This is a genomic window from Pseudoalteromonas nanhaiensis (assembly GCF_051235485.1).
Taxonomy (GTDB): Bacteria; Pseudomonadota; Gammaproteobacteria; order Enterobacterales; family Alteromonadaceae; genus Pseudoalteromonas; species Pseudoalteromonas lipolytica_C.
The window spans coordinates 187,525-205,547 of sequence record NZ_JBPNYQ010000002.1; the positions used below are offsets into that span (position 1 = coordinate 187,525).

General features: G+C 38.6%; 12 protein-coding genes. 9 read left to right on the plus strand and 3 right to left on the minus strand.

The window, feature by feature from the left end; all coding sequences use genetic code 11:
• Positions 1-291: 291 nt before the first annotated feature.
• Together ACSFVZ_RS03150 and ACSFVZ_RS03155 are read left to right on the plus strand one after the other, a co-directional pair.
• Positions 292-846 carry a DUF4136 domain-containing protein gene (locus ACSFVZ_RS03150; protein WP_135924267.1) on the plus strand — a complete coding sequence of 185 codons (555 nt, stop codon included), beginning with the start codon at positions 292-294 and terminating at the stop codon, positions 844-846.
• Between the two features lie 166 nt (positions 847-1,012).
• Positions 1,013-2,851, plus strand: coding sequence for a TonB-dependent receptor plug domain-containing protein (locus ACSFVZ_RS03155; RefSeq protein ID WP_435558081.1), 1,839 nt, complete (start codon positions 1,013-1,015; stop codon positions 2,849-2,851).
• Between the two features lie 50 nt (positions 2,852-2,901).
• Here the strand turns inward: ACSFVZ_RS03155 and ACSFVZ_RS03160 are convergent, their stop codons facing one another.
• Positions 2,902-5,916, minus strand: coding sequence for an SH3 domain-containing protein (locus ACSFVZ_RS03160; protein ID WP_435558082.1), 3,015 nt, complete (start codon positions 5,914-5,916; stop codon positions 2,902-2,904).
• Between the two features lie 197 nt (positions 5,917-6,113).
• Entirely contained in the window at positions 6,114-6,362 is a 249-nt protein-coding gene (locus ACSFVZ_RS03165) for a YkgJ family cysteine cluster protein (RefSeq protein WP_135926270.1), read from the minus strand.
• A gap of 158 nt (positions 6,363-6,520) precedes the next feature.
• Between ACSFVZ_RS03165 and ACSFVZ_RS03170 the strand changes: the two genes are divergently transcribed.
• From ACSFVZ_RS03170 to ACSFVZ_RS03195, 6 genes are all read left to right on the plus strand, one after another.
• A complete protein-coding gene (locus ACSFVZ_RS03170) occupies positions 6,521-7,693 on the plus strand; it encodes an efflux RND transporter periplasmic adaptor subunit (RefSeq protein ID WP_135924265.1) in 1,173 nt (390 codons plus the stop codon).
• 3 nt (positions 7,694-7,696) lie between these two features.
• On the plus strand, positions 7,697-10,849 hold the full coding sequence (locus ACSFVZ_RS03175) for an efflux RND transporter permease subunit (RefSeq protein WP_435558083.1): 3,153 nt from the start codon (positions 7,697-7,699) through the stop codon (positions 10,847-10,849).
• Positions 10,850-11,257: 408 nt separating this feature from the next.
• Positions 11,258-12,889, plus strand: coding sequence for a L,D-transpeptidase family protein (locus ACSFVZ_RS03180; protein WP_435558084.1), 1,632 nt, complete (start codon positions 11,258-11,260; stop codon positions 12,887-12,889).
• Positions 12,886-13,749, plus strand: coding sequence for a D-Ala-D-Ala carboxypeptidase family metallohydrolase (locus ACSFVZ_RS03185; RefSeq protein ID WP_135924262.1), 864 nt, complete (start codon positions 12,886-12,888; stop codon positions 13,747-13,749). The genes ACSFVZ_RS03180 and ACSFVZ_RS03185 overlap by 4 nt, the downstream gene beginning before the upstream one ends.
• A gap of 108 nt (positions 13,750-13,857) precedes the next feature.
• Positions 13,858-14,820 carry an alpha/beta hydrolase gene (locus ACSFVZ_RS03190; protein ID WP_435558085.1) on the plus strand — a complete coding sequence of 321 codons (963 nt, stop codon included), beginning with the start codon at positions 13,858-13,860 and terminating at the stop codon, positions 14,818-14,820.
• A 115-nt stretch (positions 14,821-14,935) separates the two neighbouring features.
• The gene (locus ACSFVZ_RS03195) at positions 14,936-16,285 is read left to right on the plus strand and encodes a serine hydrolase (RefSeq protein WP_435558086.1); all 1,350 of its coding nucleotides are present in this window, start codon (positions 14,936-14,938) and stop codon (positions 16,283-16,285) included.
• Between the two features lie 30 nt (positions 16,286-16,315).
• Here the strand turns inward: ACSFVZ_RS03195 and ACSFVZ_RS03200 are convergent, their stop codons facing one another.
• Entirely contained in the window at positions 16,316-17,254 is a 939-nt protein-coding gene (locus tag ACSFVZ_RS03200; protein WP_435558087.1) for a LysR family transcriptional regulator, read from the minus strand.
• Between the two features lie 102 nt (positions 17,255-17,356).
• Between ACSFVZ_RS03200 and ACSFVZ_RS03205 the strand changes: the two genes are divergently transcribed.
• Positions 17,357-18,013, plus strand: a complete 657-nt coding sequence (locus ACSFVZ_RS03205) for a nitroreductase family protein (protein ID WP_435558088.1) — start codon at positions 17,357-17,359, stop codon at positions 18,011-18,013.
• Positions 18,014-18,023: the final 10 nt, after the last annotated feature.

Below are 18,023 nucleotides of genomic sequence, written 5' to 3' on the forward strand. Positions count from 1 at the left end.
ACAACGATGAGAGTAAGTGCCTGAGAAGCGCCCAAAGGGTTGCTTTAAAAGCGATTTATACTGCGTTATTGATTTGAACAATAGAACCACTATTACTTGCAATCAATGCCTTGCCTAAATCGCTTTTAATTCCAACTGAAACTCGCACCTTGAGGTGGTTTGGGTATTTATTACAAACTATTACAGTACTTTTTTGTAAATGTGCCATAGTTTTTAAATAATCATTCCGTTGAATTATTTTTATGTTATGTTATCAATCAAGTAGTGGAAATTTGCCAAGGAGCAAACAATATGAAGAACTTATTAATCGCGACGGCTGTATTATTTTTAGCGGCCTGTGCTAAAACGCCTGACTGGGATTACGACAAATCAGCAGATTTTAGTAATTATAAAACCTTCTCTTGGGTACCTAATGCGAGCTTAACTAAAAACGTAGCGAACTACCAAATTAGTCCTTTAATGGAAAAACGTGTGCGTGAAGCCGTTAATGCTGAACTTGAAAAAAGCGGTATGAAGCTTGTTGATATGGCACAAGCAGATGTACTGATTAACTATCATGCGTCAGTTGATACAAAAATTGATGTAGATACCTTCAACGTAGGTTACGGTGCACGCTGGAATTACTGGGGCATGGGTTATAACACGCAAACAACGACTCGCGAATACGAAGTGGGTACATTAATTTTAGACGTAGTTGACCGCGCTTCTAACCAGTTAGTTTGGCGTGGCGCTAAAGAAGGTCGTTTGCAAAAGAATCAATCACCTGAAAAGCGCACTGAAGTTATCAATGAAACCGTTGCTAACATTCTAAGTAACTTCCCACCGCAATCAATTAATCAAAACTAAACACTGTTTTAGTAAAAAGACCGCGCAATTAGCGCGGTTTTTTATTGCCTATTGAAATCTGGTTGGAGTGGTATAACTCAGTGATTCAGATACAATACCCGCAATTTTCAGTGCGCCTAACTAGCCCACTACCCCAGATTAAACAAAATAATCAAGAGAGTTTTAGATGGTACGCGCAGTACAGCTTACACTTCCCGCTTTATTCGTCACTTGCTCAGTGCTAGCAGAAGACACCAACAACATTGAACAAATCACCGTTGAAGTTTCAGCAACCGCAAATAAAGAACCGGTTGGTACTTTTGATGCGCCGGTATCAAACTTAGAATATGACCCGCGTGTCGATTTGCAATCACGCAATATGGCTGAAGCACAAGCTGATGTCACCATTCGTGGTGGTATTTTCGAAAATACTGGCTTTCGTGTTGGTAGCAGTACGTTATTTGACCCTCAATCTGGCCACTACTTTGCTGAAATTCCAATTGCCCCACAGATGCTAACAGGCCCTTCAGTACTTACAGGTGCTGATAATGCCCTTTATGGTATGAATAGCTCGGTTGGCACAGTTTCATTTGGCTGGCGCCCTATCACAAGCACTGGCAGCGTTTCACTTGGCACAGGTACGAATGGCTTTAATTTACAAAGCATTCATGCTGCCCATAGCCAAAAGCTGGATAGTAAACCAGATTGGCGATTAGGTTTTGAGGGTGAATACTCGCACTCAAAAAGCGATGGCTCAATTGAGAATGGCGACCACGACTTTGAACGTGCCTCAGCGCGTATTCAACTTGCAAGCTCTACCTCGCAAACCGATTTTATGTTTGGACGCCAAGAGAAGTTTTTTGGTTGGCCAAACCTTTACACACCATTTAATTTTAACGAAACCGAAGATCTTGAAACCAAGCTTTTCATGCTTAACCACAAGCAAGTGTATGGTGAGAGCAATAGCCTTGAAGTGACTGGTTATTATCGTAAACATAACGACCATTATGTATTATCTCGTGAAAACCCAGCTATTTTTGAAGCGTTTCACGAAACCACGGTTAAGTCATTGGCACTCTCTGGGCGTCACCGCTTAAATAACCGCTATGCTATTAATTATGCTGGCCAATTTATTGCTGATGAAATTGAATCAACGTCTCTTGAAAACAACTTTACGTCACGCAATTACACTAAGCTAAGTATCTTACCTGAGTACAAGGCGGCCCTTGCAGCGAACAAAGAGCTTACTGTACGTGTTGGTGCTGCATTTGATGATACAAACCGTGATAGCTCAGCTACCTCATTTATTGCCGATGCAAGTCTGAAAGTAGCTCATCAAAATGGCAGTGAACATACCTGGTATGCATCATACGCCGAAGCAACACAAGTTCCTGGTTATACAGCAATTGGCGGCAGTGAAACGGGCGGATTATTCAGAAGTAACTACAGCCTTGAGCGCGAAACCACCGATAACCTTGAACTAGGTTTACTGATTGAACAGTCTTCGTGGCGTTTAGATTCAGCTATTTTCTACCGCAAAGATAAAAACCTTACGGATTGGACATATCGCTTTGATGCAACCTCAGCTCGTTTTGCAAACCCGGTTGATATAGACACCTTCGGTGTTGAGTTTTTAGCGAATAAATCGTTTGAAAGCACTGAGTTGATTGCCAGCTACACCTATTTAGAGAAGTCAGAAGACTATGGTACGGCAGATATTGATGCGAGCTTTTATGCGCTGAACTACCCTGATCACCGTGTAACACTGGGCGCAGTATGGCAACCGATGGATGTGCTTGAGCTACGTATCGATAACGAATGGCGTAAACAACATAGTAACCGCCTACGTAGCTCTGATGATCAAGCCTTCTTTACGCAGTTAACGCTAAAATTCACCCCAGCTCAGCTTGATAATGTGTTTGTTACCTTAGCAGCTGACAACATTTGGGATGAATCATTCGAAGAAGTCCCAGGTACCCCTGGTCGCGGCGAGCAATATACGCTAAGTGCTACCTATACGTGGTAAATGAAATACCTCTTACACCCTTATTCGTAGGAGGTATTCATATTTAGTAACTATTCGGTTAGTTTGATATGTAAATGATCATTATGAACATTATTATAAGTAACTTTGTAATTGGACCAAGGCGAAAGCCCTAAGTCTAATACCTTGCCAAAAGCATCTAGCTTTCCTGTTTCTATCAGAGTTCGGCCCCAACCTGATGACAAGTTAATTCCAGCCTGATTCATACTGTCTCCATGTGTGTAAAAAAGTTTAATAACTGAACTTAATTGTGCTAATTCTTCTAAACCGCCTCTTGATTTCGTTACCCACAACCTAACTTGATCAATGGAGTATGCATCTCCATTTAATGCATTAATTACATATTTTTCTAATAATTGATAATTAGCCCGAGCTTTTCCCCTTACATCTAATCTACCACCTATCATATTATGAAATAAAAATGCATCAATATCAGTGCCAACTTTATGGGTCTTATGACCGATATACCTTCCGTGCTCTCCTGATATGTCATTTATTTCAGGTACTAAGTTTCCATATGATTTTAGCCAATTGATGGTATTATATGACGACCAACCATCTCCACCAGCGTCACGTACACCAAACCTTGGTGTAATACTGTCAACTTTCCATAATGGCTGAAAAATTTTTGAATAATATATTTCACTTTGAATTATAATACTTGGTTCTATTTCATTTTCTGCTTCTGCAAAAAACTTATACTTAAATTCACTAAAAAATGTTGTATCACTAAGCTGAGAAACAAAGTCAGTTAATTTTAATCCTTCAACAATATCTCCAACTTGTGTGAAATTACTCCCTGAAAAGACACTTTGCATTTCTGTTTCATCAGGCAAAACCAATATAACATCTAAATTTGATAACTTATATCCTTCTGGTATTTCTAGCTCTACATTGATTGACTTATGATAATGGTTCGCATCGCCGGATTTCGGTATACTAAAAAAATCATTAGTATCTTCAGAGTTTTTCGTAGCTTTTTTATTTTTTTTTAATTGTAAATCTGTAACTCTAATATATGGTGAGTCATAAGCCAAATTAGCAGCTACGTACGTAGTTCTCTTTGAGTCACCTACATTTTTTGTTTCTATATAAAGTGAAACAGGAAAGTTGTCAAATTTTGCATAACTTTCAACGTCAACCGTATACCTATAAAATGCTCCACCCAGACTATCCCAAGTGGGAAAATCGTTATAAATAGAGTTAACTTCAGTAATATATTCATATAAAACCCCTGACAAATAAGAATAAACATAAACAGCAACCGTATCATTGTAGGCACTTTGCTTTTTCACATAATAAGGGTATTCTTGAGTATACATATATTGATTTACAGTTAATTTCTTAGAGCCCTGAGGTACTAATAGCTCCAAAGAATCTGAAACTACTAAATTCTCTTCCGAGCTATTCACTTGAATTGTTTCACTTTCATTCGATACATTGCTACTTTTTACATTCTCACTTTCATCTTTAAGAGGCTCACTATAATAGCACTTAAATAAATATCCGCGCTCAATGAAATTCCTTCCACATAAATCAACAGGCTGTTCGAAGTCACTTCTTTCATAATCATTTTTATCTTTTCCAAAATCTAATAAATCATTTTCACTAGATAATGTGTTTAGCATAGTAAAAAAAGGGACTTTTTCTCTAATATCTACATCCGTTAGTAAGTTAACGTTTATATTGCTATGCTCATAGTCTGTTGTAATTGTTCCTACTGAAAAATACTTCTTACCATCATGCACTTTCTCTATTGAAAACGACCAATTACCAAAAGATAATTTTATACTAAAATAACCTGACTCATCAGTAATGACCTTTTTTACTAACTTTTTATTATTTAATAAATAAGAGAATTTGATTTCAACATTAGCAACAGATACATTGCTATTAGAGGGTGGTGGGTTAAGCTTTCCATCTAATAAAAAAGCGTCCATATAGAAATTAATTTCACCATAATAATCTACGTCCACCTCTTTACCTGTAGCAGAAACCATTAAAGTGAGTTCGCCAAATATAGCCCTTGAACTAAAAAATGATTTAAACTCCTCGAAAGACTTAGGTGTAAGTATGCCATCCACAACATGGAAATAATGTGATATATCAACAGATGATTGCTTTTCTAGATTTATTTTTCTACCGTCAACTCTGGCTAAATTTATGATAAAAGGGTTATTTTCATCTATATATATCGGTAATTTATTATGTGAGAACGAAATATCAAAACTCGAAAAGTTTTTATCAATCGTATTTTCTGTAATACTGGAGACAGACATATTTGCCCACTCAGCATAGCCATGATTTTCATTAAGGGGAATATACACTGAATTAGTTTGGTAGTTTTCTTCAGTTAAAGTCACCTCACCAAATGAAGATACTTTACCAATTAACGAAATTGTATTTTTTATAGTTGGGTCAACATTGAGTGTGATATTAACCGTATCAACCATTTCACCGACAAAATCACCATTAATGAAAACAAGCATATCATCAAAAAGGCTTTCTGAATCATCTATCGAGTCCCCATAATAGCCATTGTTATAGCCCATAGTTACTTCCATATTTATCTTTTCAGTAACTTTAGGTATTTCTTCCAAATAATTACTATGAATAAAGGCAGGTTTACTATCATACCATATCTTCCCCCAACTATTATTTTCATTAACTAGTATCCATGTCGAACCCTCTGAAGCTTTCCCTAACCTTTCACTATACTTAGAAGGTTCAGAACGAACATTCACAGCGCCAGTTTTAGTATTATAAATTTTTACACAAGATAACTCGGCATTTTCTAAGTAGCCATTTTTATAAGACCATCTTAGTTGTCCATCATACCAAAAGTTAACCCATCCATTTTCCTCATTTACAACGTTGTAACTTTGCCCTACTTCCAAATAACCAACTTTCGTAGAAAACTTATTTGCCTGTTCTCTTACATTTACATTCTTTACTACTTTAACAGGATCACATTCACTTGCTTTAGTTTCATTAATATGAAAAAAAACAATGAATATAAATACTAATTTCCAATAAATTTTAAACATAACCTTTCCTTAAAATCATTCCCTAAATTACAAATATCAATCAAAAAGGTTTTAAAGGCAAAATAAAAAAAATAAACCATATAAAGTACTTAACTTTCCTAGAAGTTAAACACTTAAATATTAAGAGGTGAGGATTAAGAAAATATTAGGAGTATAGTATGTGTAAACATTGAGCTAAAAAGTATTTATGTTATAAACTAAGTCATTTGCTCAAGTTCAGTAATTAAATACAGTGCTTGTTCGTTAGTGGTGCCACACACATCAATAGTGGCAGAAAAATCACTGCATACTTTGGGTCTTGATTCATCGCCAAATAATTTACATAGATTATTATCATCAAGTTGAATACAGCGCTCTCCCGCCGCTTTCCCGTTGGGCATCCCAGGAATTGCAGAGCTAATACTGGGTGCAATACAACAGGCGCCACAGCCTAATCTACATGCCATTTTATCTGTCATTGAGTACCTCTTATAGAACCTTTGTAGCGCCTTTGTAATATGTGTAATGGTTTGTTACATCTTCGAACGCCTTGTAAACACTTTATTGCGTATGCTTAGCCTATCAAATTTATTTTTAATTACCGTCAACCGTGAGGGACTATCCCGTGGCTAGTAAAAAACAAATCATTCTCCCAATCGCCGTATTAGTCGGCGGACTAGGAATGGCATTCGCATTTGCTTCAATGAAGCAGCCGCCAGCAGAAAAACCAGAACAAGATACGCGTCCGCTTGTATCAATTAAACCTTTAAGTTTTGATGCTGTAACACTCGATGTAAAATCATACGGCATTGTCAAACCAAAAAATCACACAGACCTAGTTGCACAAGTGAGTGGCCAGGTTGTCTCGCTGTCTGAACAGTTTGTACAAGGCGGGTTTGTTAAGCAAGGCGACATTCTAGCACGTATTGACCCAAATGATTACGAAGCTGCACTCATTGAAGCAGAAGCAGGTCTAGCGCAAGCAAGCTCTGCTCTTGAAATTGAACGCGCACAAGTCTCTGTTGCACAAGCTGAGTGGGACCGCATCAAAGGTGACTCAAACCAAGTTATCCCTTCAGAGCTTTATTTACGTAAACCTCAACTTGCGGAAAAACTTGCAAACTACCGTGCAGCACAAGCCAGTGTTAAACGCGCCAAACGCAACCTTGAGCGCACTTACATTAAAGCGCCATACGATGCGATTATTGACGAGCGACTAATTAGTTTAGGCAGTGTAGTAAACCCAGGTAATAGCTTTGGTAGCCTAAGCTCAACATCACTGGCTGAAATTCGCTTACCTGTTGCAGATAAAGATCTGCAATATCTAAATAACCAAGGTATTGGTGCTAACGTATCAATTAACGCTGAATTTGCAGGTAAACAAACAACGTGGCAAGCGACTATTGTTCGTAGCGAAGGGGTTGTTGACCAACGCAGCCGTATGAATTACCTAGTAGCACAAGTAGCAACGCCTTATGAGCAAAAGCAACCTCTGCGTTTTGGCTCGTACATTAATGCCACCATTGAAGGCCGTGCATTAGACAACGCAATTGTTGTTCCGCATCACTTAGTTAAAGATAATAAAGTAGCAGTTTTACAAGATGGCGAAACCCTTACTTTTAAAACACTTAACATAGTGCGCGAACAAAATGGCATGGTAATCGCCGATAATGGCCTTGCTAATGGTGAACAACTTATTACCTCTGCTCTTGAATACCCAACTGAAGGCATGGCAGTCAAGCTAGATAATGCAAAACTAAGTGTGCCAACAACGCAGTTAGCGTTAAAAGAGGAATAAGCCATGACCACGCACAGAGAAAAAGGGCTTATTGCCTGGTTTGCACGCAACCCAGTTGCTGCAAACCTACTTATGATCTTCATTTTAGTGGGCGGCTTATTGACAGCAATGTCGGTGCGTAAACAAATGTTCCCACAGTTTGAAAGTAACTGGATCAGTATTCAAGCTGTTTACCCTGGGGCTGCGCCACAAGAGGTAGAAGAAGGTATAACCATTAAGGTCGAAGAGTCTTTAGAGGGCCTAGAAGGCATTAAACGTTTAATTACTTATTCAAACCGTGGCTTTTCACAAGCTTGGATAGAAATCGAAGAAAAATACGACCCGCAAGAAGTACTCGATGAAATCAAGATGCAGGTTGATTCAATCAATACCTTCCCTGCTGAGATGGAACGCCCTATTGTTCGCCGCGAAAAGTTTGAGCAAGAAGTCATGATACTCGCTTTGTATGGCGATATGAGTAACTACCAGCTCAAAGAGCTTGGTAACGACATAAAAGATGAGCTACAAGCTTTACCACAAATAAACTTGGTCAACTTTTACAGTGGTTTAAACTACGAAATTGGCATTGAAATCAGCCCAGATAAACTACGTGAGTATGGTTTAACTTTCCGTGATATTGCCACAGCCGTGCGTAGCTTCTCTGCCAATATGTCAGCGGGTCAAATTCGCTCTGAAAATGGCTACATTTCGATGCGTGTCGAAAACCAAGCTTATCGTGGTAAAGAGTTCGAAAATCTGCCTTTATTACACCTACCTGATGGCGCACAGGTGTTATTAGGTGATGTAGCAACAATTAACGATGGCTTTGAAGAAGGCTTACAATACTCTAAGTACAACGGTAAAAATTCACTGACTTTTGAAGTAAATGCATCAAAAGATCAAGATATCACTAAAGTTGCTGCGGTATTAAAAAAATACCTTGCAGATAAAGCGCCACAGCTTCCTGCTGGTGTAAAACTATCACCGATTGTTGATTTAACTTACTACCTTGAAGGTCGTCTAAACATGATGATCGACAACATGGTGTGGGGTGGTATTTTAGTAATGGTGGTACTTGCCCTATTCTTGCCACTGCGCTTAGCATTTTGGGTCATGATGGGTTTACCTGTGTCATTCCTAGGTGCATTTTTAATGATGCCTCTGGGCTTTATAGACATCACAGTTAACTTAGCTTCTTTATTCGCATTTATACTGGTGCTGGGGATTGTGGTTGATGACGCCATCGTGGTTGGTGAGTCAGCCAGTGCTGAAATTGAAAAACACGGTCACAGTCCCGATAACGTAGTACGCGGCGTAAAACGCGTTGCTATTCCAGCAACCTTTGGGGTGTTAACCACAATTGCCGCATTCTTACCGCAAACATTGGCATCAGGCCCTGGCTCTGCGTTTTCTAAAGCCATTGGTGGTGTAATTATCCTTTGCTTAATTTTCTCATTGATTGAGTCAAAACTAATTTTACCGGCTCACTTAGCGGCTATGAAAAATAAACCTGCGAATCCTAAAAACCCGTTACACCGCTTACGCTTAGGTATGGATAAAGGCCTGAAAAACTTTGTTGATAATTACTACACTCCATTTATTGGTCGCTGTATTCACTATCGCTACACCGTGATTGTTGGTTTTATCTGTGTACTTATTGTCAGTGGCGGTATGTTTACGGGTGGTTTAGTGAAGTTTGTTGCGAACCCTAAAATTCCGCATGATTTCCCTCGTATCTCTGTTGAAATGAATTTATCATCATCTGAGCAAGCAACACTTGAAACAGCACAAACAATTGAAAAGCTGATTTTAGATGTCGATAAACAACTTGAAGAGCAATATGGTCAAGCAATGATCCGCGACTTATCGGTTAGTTTACGCGGTCGTACAAGTGCTCGTATCATGGCAATTTTAGTTGAACCCGATTTACGCCCTATTGATACATTCCAATTAAGTGCTATGTGGCGCGAACAAATGCCACCATTACCGGGGGTGAAAACACTTAATATTGAAGATAGCATCATGAACGGAGGTCGTGATGACGGCGATGTGAGCTTCCGCCTTGAAGGCAAAGATATCAACAAGCTAAAAGAGGTTGCGGCTAAGTTAAAAGAGAAATTAAATAGCATGGAAGGTGTGGGTGATGTTAATGACTCACTACAATCAGCAACCGATGAAGTACAACTTGAACTTAAACCGCTTGCTTACAGCTTAGGCTTAACGCTATCGGATGTGGCATCACAAGTCAGCTTTAGTTACTACGGCCTTGAAGCACAACGTATTTTACGTGATGGTGAAGAAATTAAAGTAATGATCCGCTACCCTCGTGAATCTCGTGATGCAGTAAGTGACATTACAGATGCACGTATCATTACACCCACTGGCGTAGAGGTGCCGCTTGCTGAAGTCGCTAAGGTTAATATTGTTGATGGCGTAAACCGCATTCGCCGTGAAAATGCTAAACGTACCGTAAACGTATGGGCTGCGGTAAATACTGACCAAGCAGAGCCGTTTGCCATTGCTAAAGAAATTCGTGACGACTACTTACCTAGCCTATTGAAAAGTTACCCAGGTGTAGAAAGTAATGTAGCTGGCCGTATTCAAGAAGAAATGGACAGTGTCGCAGAGCAAGTACGTGATTTTGCTTTATCAATGATGATTATCTTTGCGTTACTTGCTATTCCACTACGCTCATACTCGCAACCATTCATTATTATGTCGGTTATTCCATTTGGCGTAATTGGTGCGATGTTCGGTCACATGATCTTAGGTATGACGATGAGTAGCCTATCGGTATTCGGTATCATCGCAGTTGCCGGGGTTGTAGTGAATGACTCGCTAGTAATGGTCGACTTTGTTAATAAAGCTCGCGCTGAAGGTGTAGCAATTAAAGAGGCTGTGATGCAGGCTGGTGGCCGACGTTTTAGAGCTATATTATTAACCTCAATCACCACATTCATTGGTGTATTACCAATCATTATGGAAACAAGCTTACAGGCTAAAATAGTTATTCCAATGGCCGTTTCACTTGCTTTTGGTGTGTTATTTGCGACCGTTATCACACTGATATTAATTCCATGTCAGTACGTTGCACTTGAGGACTTTAAACGCCTAATAAGTAAGCTGAAAGGTAAAAAAACACCAACTGAATCTGAGTTACAGACAAGTAGTAACTAATAATATTCCACTATCCCAACCTAACGCTTGGCAAAGTAGTTTGCCAAGCGTTTTTTATATCTATTCACTTAATTAACAGGTCTATTTTGAGACAATAAAACCTCGTTGATTACAAGGCAAAAACTTTGTTATTGAGTTGTTCTTGCATTGCTATTGCTCTGGTATTCATGCTGTCGTAAATAAGTAATTTTTAACGATAGATTTAATTCATCAAAATGACTAAGAATTACTGCTTGGTAATATATCTACTCACTAGGTAAAGTGTTCTGTTTTTAATATTAATACGGATTACTATTACTAAAAAATAAGTAAATTTGTTCCTATATTTTGTATTGCTTTGCTAAGCTTAAATTAGCATTTAATAAATGAGTCTCTGGCTCAAACCTAATACGTTATAAGGACATAGCTATGAAATTTTTTCGTCAAACGGCTTTGGTTAGTTGTTTTTTATTAGGCACACCTGTATTAGCCGAAAACCAATACTTGCAACAACAGCTTGAACCTATTCTCATTGGTGAATCACACACCATTGAAGAACAGCAGATCCACTCCCCTGAAATGACCATTGCCACATACAAGGCAAATGGCTTTGAGCAAGTTTGGGCTGACATTAAATATGCAAAGCAAGTACTCAACTTAGTCGCACAGTCAGAACTTGAAGGTCTTTCACCCAACGATTATCACTTTGATACATTACTGGCACTTATAGATGAAGTCGATAAACGTGGCACTGATGCAGCCGAGGCACAGTTTGACGTACTAATGACTGACGCAATTATGACCTATGCGAAACATTTGATCCGCGGTAAAGTTAACCCAAAACAGCTAGCATCTACATGGAACTATGAACAATTTGATGTCAGCCCTGATGCTGCAGCAGCTTCTTTACTCAAACATGTAAAATCTAAGAGTCTTGATAAAGGATTAAACAACCTTAAGCCCGTATTACCCCATTATCAAAGGTTAAAGAAAGCGCTAGTATTTTACCGAGAGCTTGATGCAAAAGGTGAGCTACCTGCAATTTCCTTGCAAAGTAAAGCACTCAAACCGGGTCAAACTGACCCAGCAGTGCCGCTCTTAAAACAAAAACTACATCGCTTAAATTATTATACTGGTAACCTATCTGATGCTCACGAGTATGATGATGAACTTGTTGATGCTGTCAAAAAATTTCAATACGCTCATCAAGTTGATGACGATGGTATTATTGGCGGTGCAACTTTAAAACTTCTCAATAAAGACTACAGCGAATATGTGAATGATATTTTAGTTAATTTAGAACGCATTCGCTGGGTTGATAATACGCTCACAGAACGTTTTTTGATCGTAAATATAGCTGGTTATAAGCTGTATTTATTTGAAGATAACAAGCTTAAATGGCAAACCAACGTAGTAGTAGGTCGAAATTACACAAAAACGCCTATTTTTAAAGGTCAAATGAGTTATATCGTGATGAACCCAACTTGGACTGTTCCACGCAGTATTTCAGGTGGCATTATCAAAAAAATGAAAGAAAATCCTAACTACCTAAATGAAAAAGACTTTGTTGTGGTTGATAGCCGCCGTAACCCAGTTGATAGTGAGAGTATTGATTGGGCAAATGCAAGCCGGAAGAACTTTCCGTACTGGTTTGTACAACAACCATCAGAGAATAACTCGCTAGGCCAAATTAAATTTATGTTTCCCAATAAATACTCAATTTATTTGCACGATACACCAGCAAAAAGCCTATTTCAGCAAGACCAACGTGCATTTAGTCACGGTTGTGTAAGAGTAGATGATCCTTTCACCTTAGCTGAAAAAATCTTAGGAACCTCAGATAATTGGTCTCGCAGTGACATTGATCACACTATTGCCGCAAAAGAAACTAAAAAAGTTAGCTTATCTAAACCATTAGACGTGCTATTAATGTACTGGACTGTCTCAGGGAACGATCAGGAAGGTCTTCATTTTTATAGCGATGTTTATAACCGCGATGCAGAACTATTAAAAAAGTTAACTACGCCATTAGCTAATAATTCAATTTTAGGAAAATTATGAAATTAAGCCGTGTTATTTTTTATCTATTTTTCGTTATCAATGCCCAGCGGACTCTAGCCATTGAGCTAAGTGACACGTTACATAGTTTAATTTTAGATGCAAACCAAGTTCTGACTCTTGATAACACGGCTGATTTTACTCCTACTGCTGTTTCAGATGTTGAAACAGCACGACTAGGACCAACCAGCATTGCCATAAATGCGCCCAACAATGCGGGTTTCTACAACCTAGTACTGAGTAATGGTAAAGTCACTAAACACTTGCTCATTATTGTGAAAAAACCTTTCAATTCAGACAATAAACAATTGAATAATTACCAAATAGGGCTATACCCTGCCCCTTATAAAAATTACCCACAGTACACTGCGCCAAACGGATTTATCGAAATTTTTGAAAAAGACTTATCACGCCAGCTTACTCCTCATGTACAAATTAAAAATGTAATTTGTAAGCAAGTGAGTGACTTTCCAAAATATTTATATATAAATAACGACGGCTTGATGATGCTAGAAGAGTTACTCACGTTTGTACAAAATGAAGGGATTAAAGTCAGCAAATTTGCCTTTATTAGTGGCTATCGAACCCCCCACTACAACCGCTCTATTGGTAATGGCAAACACAGCCGACACCAATATGGTGATGCCTTTGACTTATATATAGATGAGAATGGCGATGGCCGTATGGACGATTTAAATGGCGATGGAAAACTAACGATTGCTGATGTTGATGTACTTTATAAAGTGTTCGAAAAATTTCAAAAACAGAGCCGCTATAACGGCGGTATCGGTCGCTATAAACCCGCCTCTCACCACGGTGGTTTTGTTCACATAGATAATCGAGGATTTACCGCTAGGTGGTAATACAATCTTCATATAATCCTTGTTTATATATTATCCGATTGCATTATTGCTGCTTGATTGCTAAGTTATTATGAGAAATGGAAATACTACAAAAAAACAAAGGGAATTATGCGCTTTATCCTCTGCATTTTTTATATTTTAGTCCTCAGTGGTTGTCAGAGTTTTATTGCTTATCAATTAACTCAACCTGCGCAAGAAGTAGCTTACGATGGTCCTGACGATCCAATGTTGAGAACCGTTTACGAAGGTATACCCCAAAAAGCATGCAATAATACACAGCACTGTTTAATGATTAGGATATTTTCTTATAATGATTTAATAGAATATTTTAAGCAAGGTGAACAATTTGGTATAACTTTTCAACTTAAATCCAAAGAAGTAATGGAAAGATTTGAAACAACTTTGACCTCTAGAAATGGCACCAAACAGATAAACGATTCAGTGATTATAGTATTCCCAGGTTATGGTGTGAGTAGTTTAATTTATAGCTTTCAAGCCCGTTGGCTTAGCCATTTTACTGGTAAAGATGTCATCCTTATGCCTGCTAGCAATCAGTATGATGAATTCAAATTTGGTCTAAACAGTCTTGATGTATTACAGCATTATTTAAATAACAACCAATACCAACAAATTGATATTCTAAGTTATTCAATGGGCAGTATTGCTGCTATGCAATTTGCAAAGCAAATACCTAATGTAAAGCAACAGATAATGGTTGCACCAATGGTCCATTTTGACACCGCATTAATGTCCGTAGCTAAAAATTACCACCCAACATTAAGCTACTTTGTCAAAGATGATGATTTTAAAAATGCAGCAAAAAATGTGATTCAAGGCAGTGGTATTGATGAGTCACAGCTTGATTTAATCACCCTGCTCAATGACACACAACCATCAGTTAGAACAACACTCTATCTCAGCAACGGAGATCCAATAAGCCCCGCTGGATATTGGCAAGCACTTCAAAATGGGAGTGTATCTGTAGTGCATTACAGTAATTTAGACCACACCAGAATGGTAAGCCTTATCAATCAAGCCATGCGCAATGAGGTTTTACATAGGTTAATGTAACCAACAAATAACAAGGACAGTAATGAACATATTCTGTAAGAAATTAAGGTTGCTTGTAGTTTTTTATTTACTCGCAACTTCAAGCATTGCACACAGCCAAAACATGCAGGCAGAGATGGCTGATTTTATCCAAGGCTTTCATGACTACAAGCAGTTTAATGGTAATGTATTAGTCGCAAAAGATGGAAAAGTACTGTTTGAACAAAGCGTTGGCTATGCCAACTTTGAATGGGATATAAAGCATAGTGATAAAAGTAAATTTAGAGTTGGTTCAATTACCAAACAATTTACCGCCATGTTAATTCTGCAATTGGCACAAGATGGTAAACTTAAACTCGATGATCACCTTGCAAAATACCTACCTGACTACAGACATGATATAGCCACTAAAATTACTCTTCGCCAAATACTTAATCATACCTCTGGTCTTGGTAATTATACCCAAGCTAAATCGTTTCGTGATGAGTACAGCCGAAACCCCTACAGTGTTGATGAATTTATTCGCTTGCTATGTAGTGATGATCTAGTGTTCGAGCCCGGCACTGAATTTCGTTATAGCAATTCTGGCTACTTTATTTTAGGGGCGGTAATCGAAAAGGTAACAGGTCAAAAATATCAAGACGTATTACAGAAGAACATTTTAGATCCACTCGATATGAAGGATACAGGCTATGATTCTCACAATAAAATCATTAAATTTCGCGTATCGGGTTACGACAACGGCCTAGCAGGCTATAGCAATACTGATTATTTAGATATGTCTATCCCCTATGCTGCTGGGTCTATGTATTCAACAGCACGAGATTTACTAAAATGGGATCAAGCTCTCTACACGGATAAGTTATTGAACAAAGAGTATAAGAAGCAGATGTATCAAGTTTCTGAGCAAAGAAATTATGCGCTTGGTTGGGAAGTAACAAACCTTGATAAAAGCACCTACGGAAAACCCCTAACACGTATTCAACATGGCGGTGGCATCAATGGTTTTAATGCATTTATAAGTAGGATAATCGAAGACAAATTACTGGTTATCATTTTAAATAACACCGGTGGTGCACCACTCACTCCCATGACTAATGGCTTACTTGCAATCTACTATGGCAAACCCTACGAAAAAGCGACAGAGCATGCAGATAGTAAACTTTATAACGCATTTAAACATGAAGGTATTGCAGGGTTAAAGAAAACCTATCAGCAAATGGTGAGTGATGATAATACGCCAAGAGAAAGGTCGCTAAACTACTTTGGCTATAAATTAATGCAGATGGGTGAGCTAGACGCCGCAATAACAGTGTTTGAACTCAACAATCAATCTTATCCAGAGTCCGCAAATTCGTTTGACAGTTTAGGTGAAGCATATTTAGCTGCCGGTGATAAACAAAAGGCATTAGCAAGTTACAAAAGTGCGTTAAAACTAAACCCTGACAGTGAAAGTGCCAAACAAGCAATTGAGAAATTACAATAAACAAGCTCAGCTACTCTATACCTAAAATAATTAGTTATCGAGTACCCGCTTATCTAAAATCCCTTTTTCAATCAGTTGATTGAGAATCGCCTTGGTTTTTTCTCGGCATATATCACGAACTAAACGAACTGCGGGTGTTATTGACTGACGGCTTGGGCATATTAGCCAAAGCTCTGCACATAAGTGAGGGTAATTTTGCATTACTGGCACTACCCGCCCACTTAATAGATCATCACTGATATCAATACAAGACTTTACTGCTAGGCCTTTACCAGCCACACACCAACGCCTTACCAAGTCACCATCGTTAGATGCTCGGCGGCCTTGCATTTTTACCTTAAAACGCTCGGTCCCATCGGTAAAATCCCAGACATTATTAATGATATCTTGCAGTTGATAAAATAAACCTTGATGCTGGGTTAATTCATCAGGATGTGTTGGCGTGCCATATTCGGCAATGTACTCTGGGGTCGCACATAACAGTCGTGGCACATTACAAATTTTAAAACCATATAAGTTTGAATCAGATGGCGAGCCATACCTAAGTGCGAAATCAACGGAGTCTCGGTAAAAGTCGACATTACTATCGCTAATATGCGGGCGCATGCTCAACTTTGGATATTCATCGAGTAACTCATCTAACCAAGGAATAATAATGTTGCGGCCTAAATCTGACGATAGTGCGACTCTTAGCTCGCCCTCAATTTCATCATGCTCACCTTTTAAGGCAAGTGTCGCTTGTTCTAGCATGAGCACAGCTTGCTGACATTGTGGTAAAAAACGTTCTCCTGCCGCAGATAAGCGCAAATGACGAGTTGTACGAACAAACAACTCTGCACCAAGAGCGGCTTCAACACGTTTAATTGCCGCACTGGCGGTAGCGGCTCGCATGTCTAACTTTGCTGCTGCGGTTGTAATACTGCGAAACTCAGCAACCTTGAGGATTAATTTGAGATCTTCAACCAGCATATTAACTAAAATTTTTTGATAATGTTTATTCGATTATGCGCTTTATCGCAAAGTATGCAAGGCGTAAACTGCACCTAATTGTTATACATGCGGGAGCAAATCATGACACACCCTATTATTTCTGACTTACAACGCCGTTACACAAGTAAGCGTTACGACGCTTCAAAGCACATTAGCCAAGCAGACTTAGCTGTAATTTTAGAAGCATTACGCTTATCGCCATCGTCTATTAATTCTCAACCATGGAAGTTTGTAGTCATCGAATCAGATCAAGCTAAGCAACGTTTGCATGATAGTTTTGCAAATAAGTTTCAGTTTAACCAAGTACATGCAAAAACAGCATCACACACCATTTTATTTGCTTATAACCCAAGCTATAAACGTGCTGATTATGAAAAGGTAATCGATGCTGATATTGCCAATGGTCGTACAAAAGCAGAAAACAAAGAGCAAGCATTTGGCGCATTCGCTTTCGTTTATTTAAATACTGATGATCAAGGAGTTAACGCACATTGGACTAAAGCTCAAACTTACATTGCTTTAGGTAATACCATGCATACTGTTGCTCGTTTAGGTATAGATTCAACCCCAATGGAAGGCGTAGATAAAGACTTACTCGGTGAGCTATTTGCAGATGAATTAGGCGGCTATGTTTGTGAAGTAGCACTCGCAATTGGTTATCACGAGCCAGAGCAAGATTATAACGCTGCATTACCAAAATCGCGTTTAGATAAAGATGCGGTAATTACAGTCGTGTAACAAGCCTTTC

Bases quoted from the DNA above. Each gene is read 5' to 3' on its own strand.
- ACSFVZ_RS03150 (WP_135924267.1), top strand. From the start codon at position 292: ATGAAGAACTTATTAATCGCGACGGCTGTATTATTTTTAGCGGCCTGT.
- ACSFVZ_RS03155 (WP_435558081.1), top strand. From the start codon at position 1,013: ATGGTACGCGCAGTACAGCTTACACTTCCCGCTTTATTCGTCACTTGC.
- ACSFVZ_RS03160 (WP_435558082.1), bottom strand. From the start codon at position 5,916: ATGTTTAAAATTTATTGGAAATTAGTATTTATATTCATTGTTTTTTTT.
- ACSFVZ_RS03165 (WP_135926270.1), bottom strand. From the start codon at position 6,362: ATGGCATGTAGATTAGGCTGTGGCGCCTGTTGTATTGCACCCAGTATT.
- ACSFVZ_RS03175 (WP_435558083.1), top strand. From the start codon at position 7,697: ATGACCACGCACAGAGAAAAAGGGCTTATTGCCTGGTTTGCACGCAAC.
- ACSFVZ_RS03180 (WP_435558084.1), top strand. From the start codon at position 11,258: ATGAAATTTTTTCGTCAAACGGCTTTGGTTAGTTGTTTTTTATTAGGC.
- ACSFVZ_RS03185 (WP_135924262.1), top strand. From the start codon at position 12,886: ATGAAATTAAGCCGTGTTATTTTTTATCTATTTTTCGTTATCAATGCC.
- ACSFVZ_RS03190 (WP_435558085.1), top strand. From the start codon at position 13,858: ATGCGCTTTATCCTCTGCATTTTTTATATTTTAGTCCTCAGTGGTTGT.
- ACSFVZ_RS03195 (WP_435558086.1), top strand. From the start codon at position 14,936: ATGGCTGATTTTATCCAAGGCTTTCATGACTACAAGCAGTTTAATGGT.
- ACSFVZ_RS03200 (WP_435558087.1), bottom strand. From the start codon at position 17,254: ATGCTGGTTGAAGATCTCAAATTAATCCTCAAGGTTGCTGAGTTTCGC.
- ACSFVZ_RS03205 (WP_435558088.1), top strand. From the start codon at position 17,357: ATGACACACCCTATTATTTCTGACTTACAACGCCGTTACACAAGTAAG.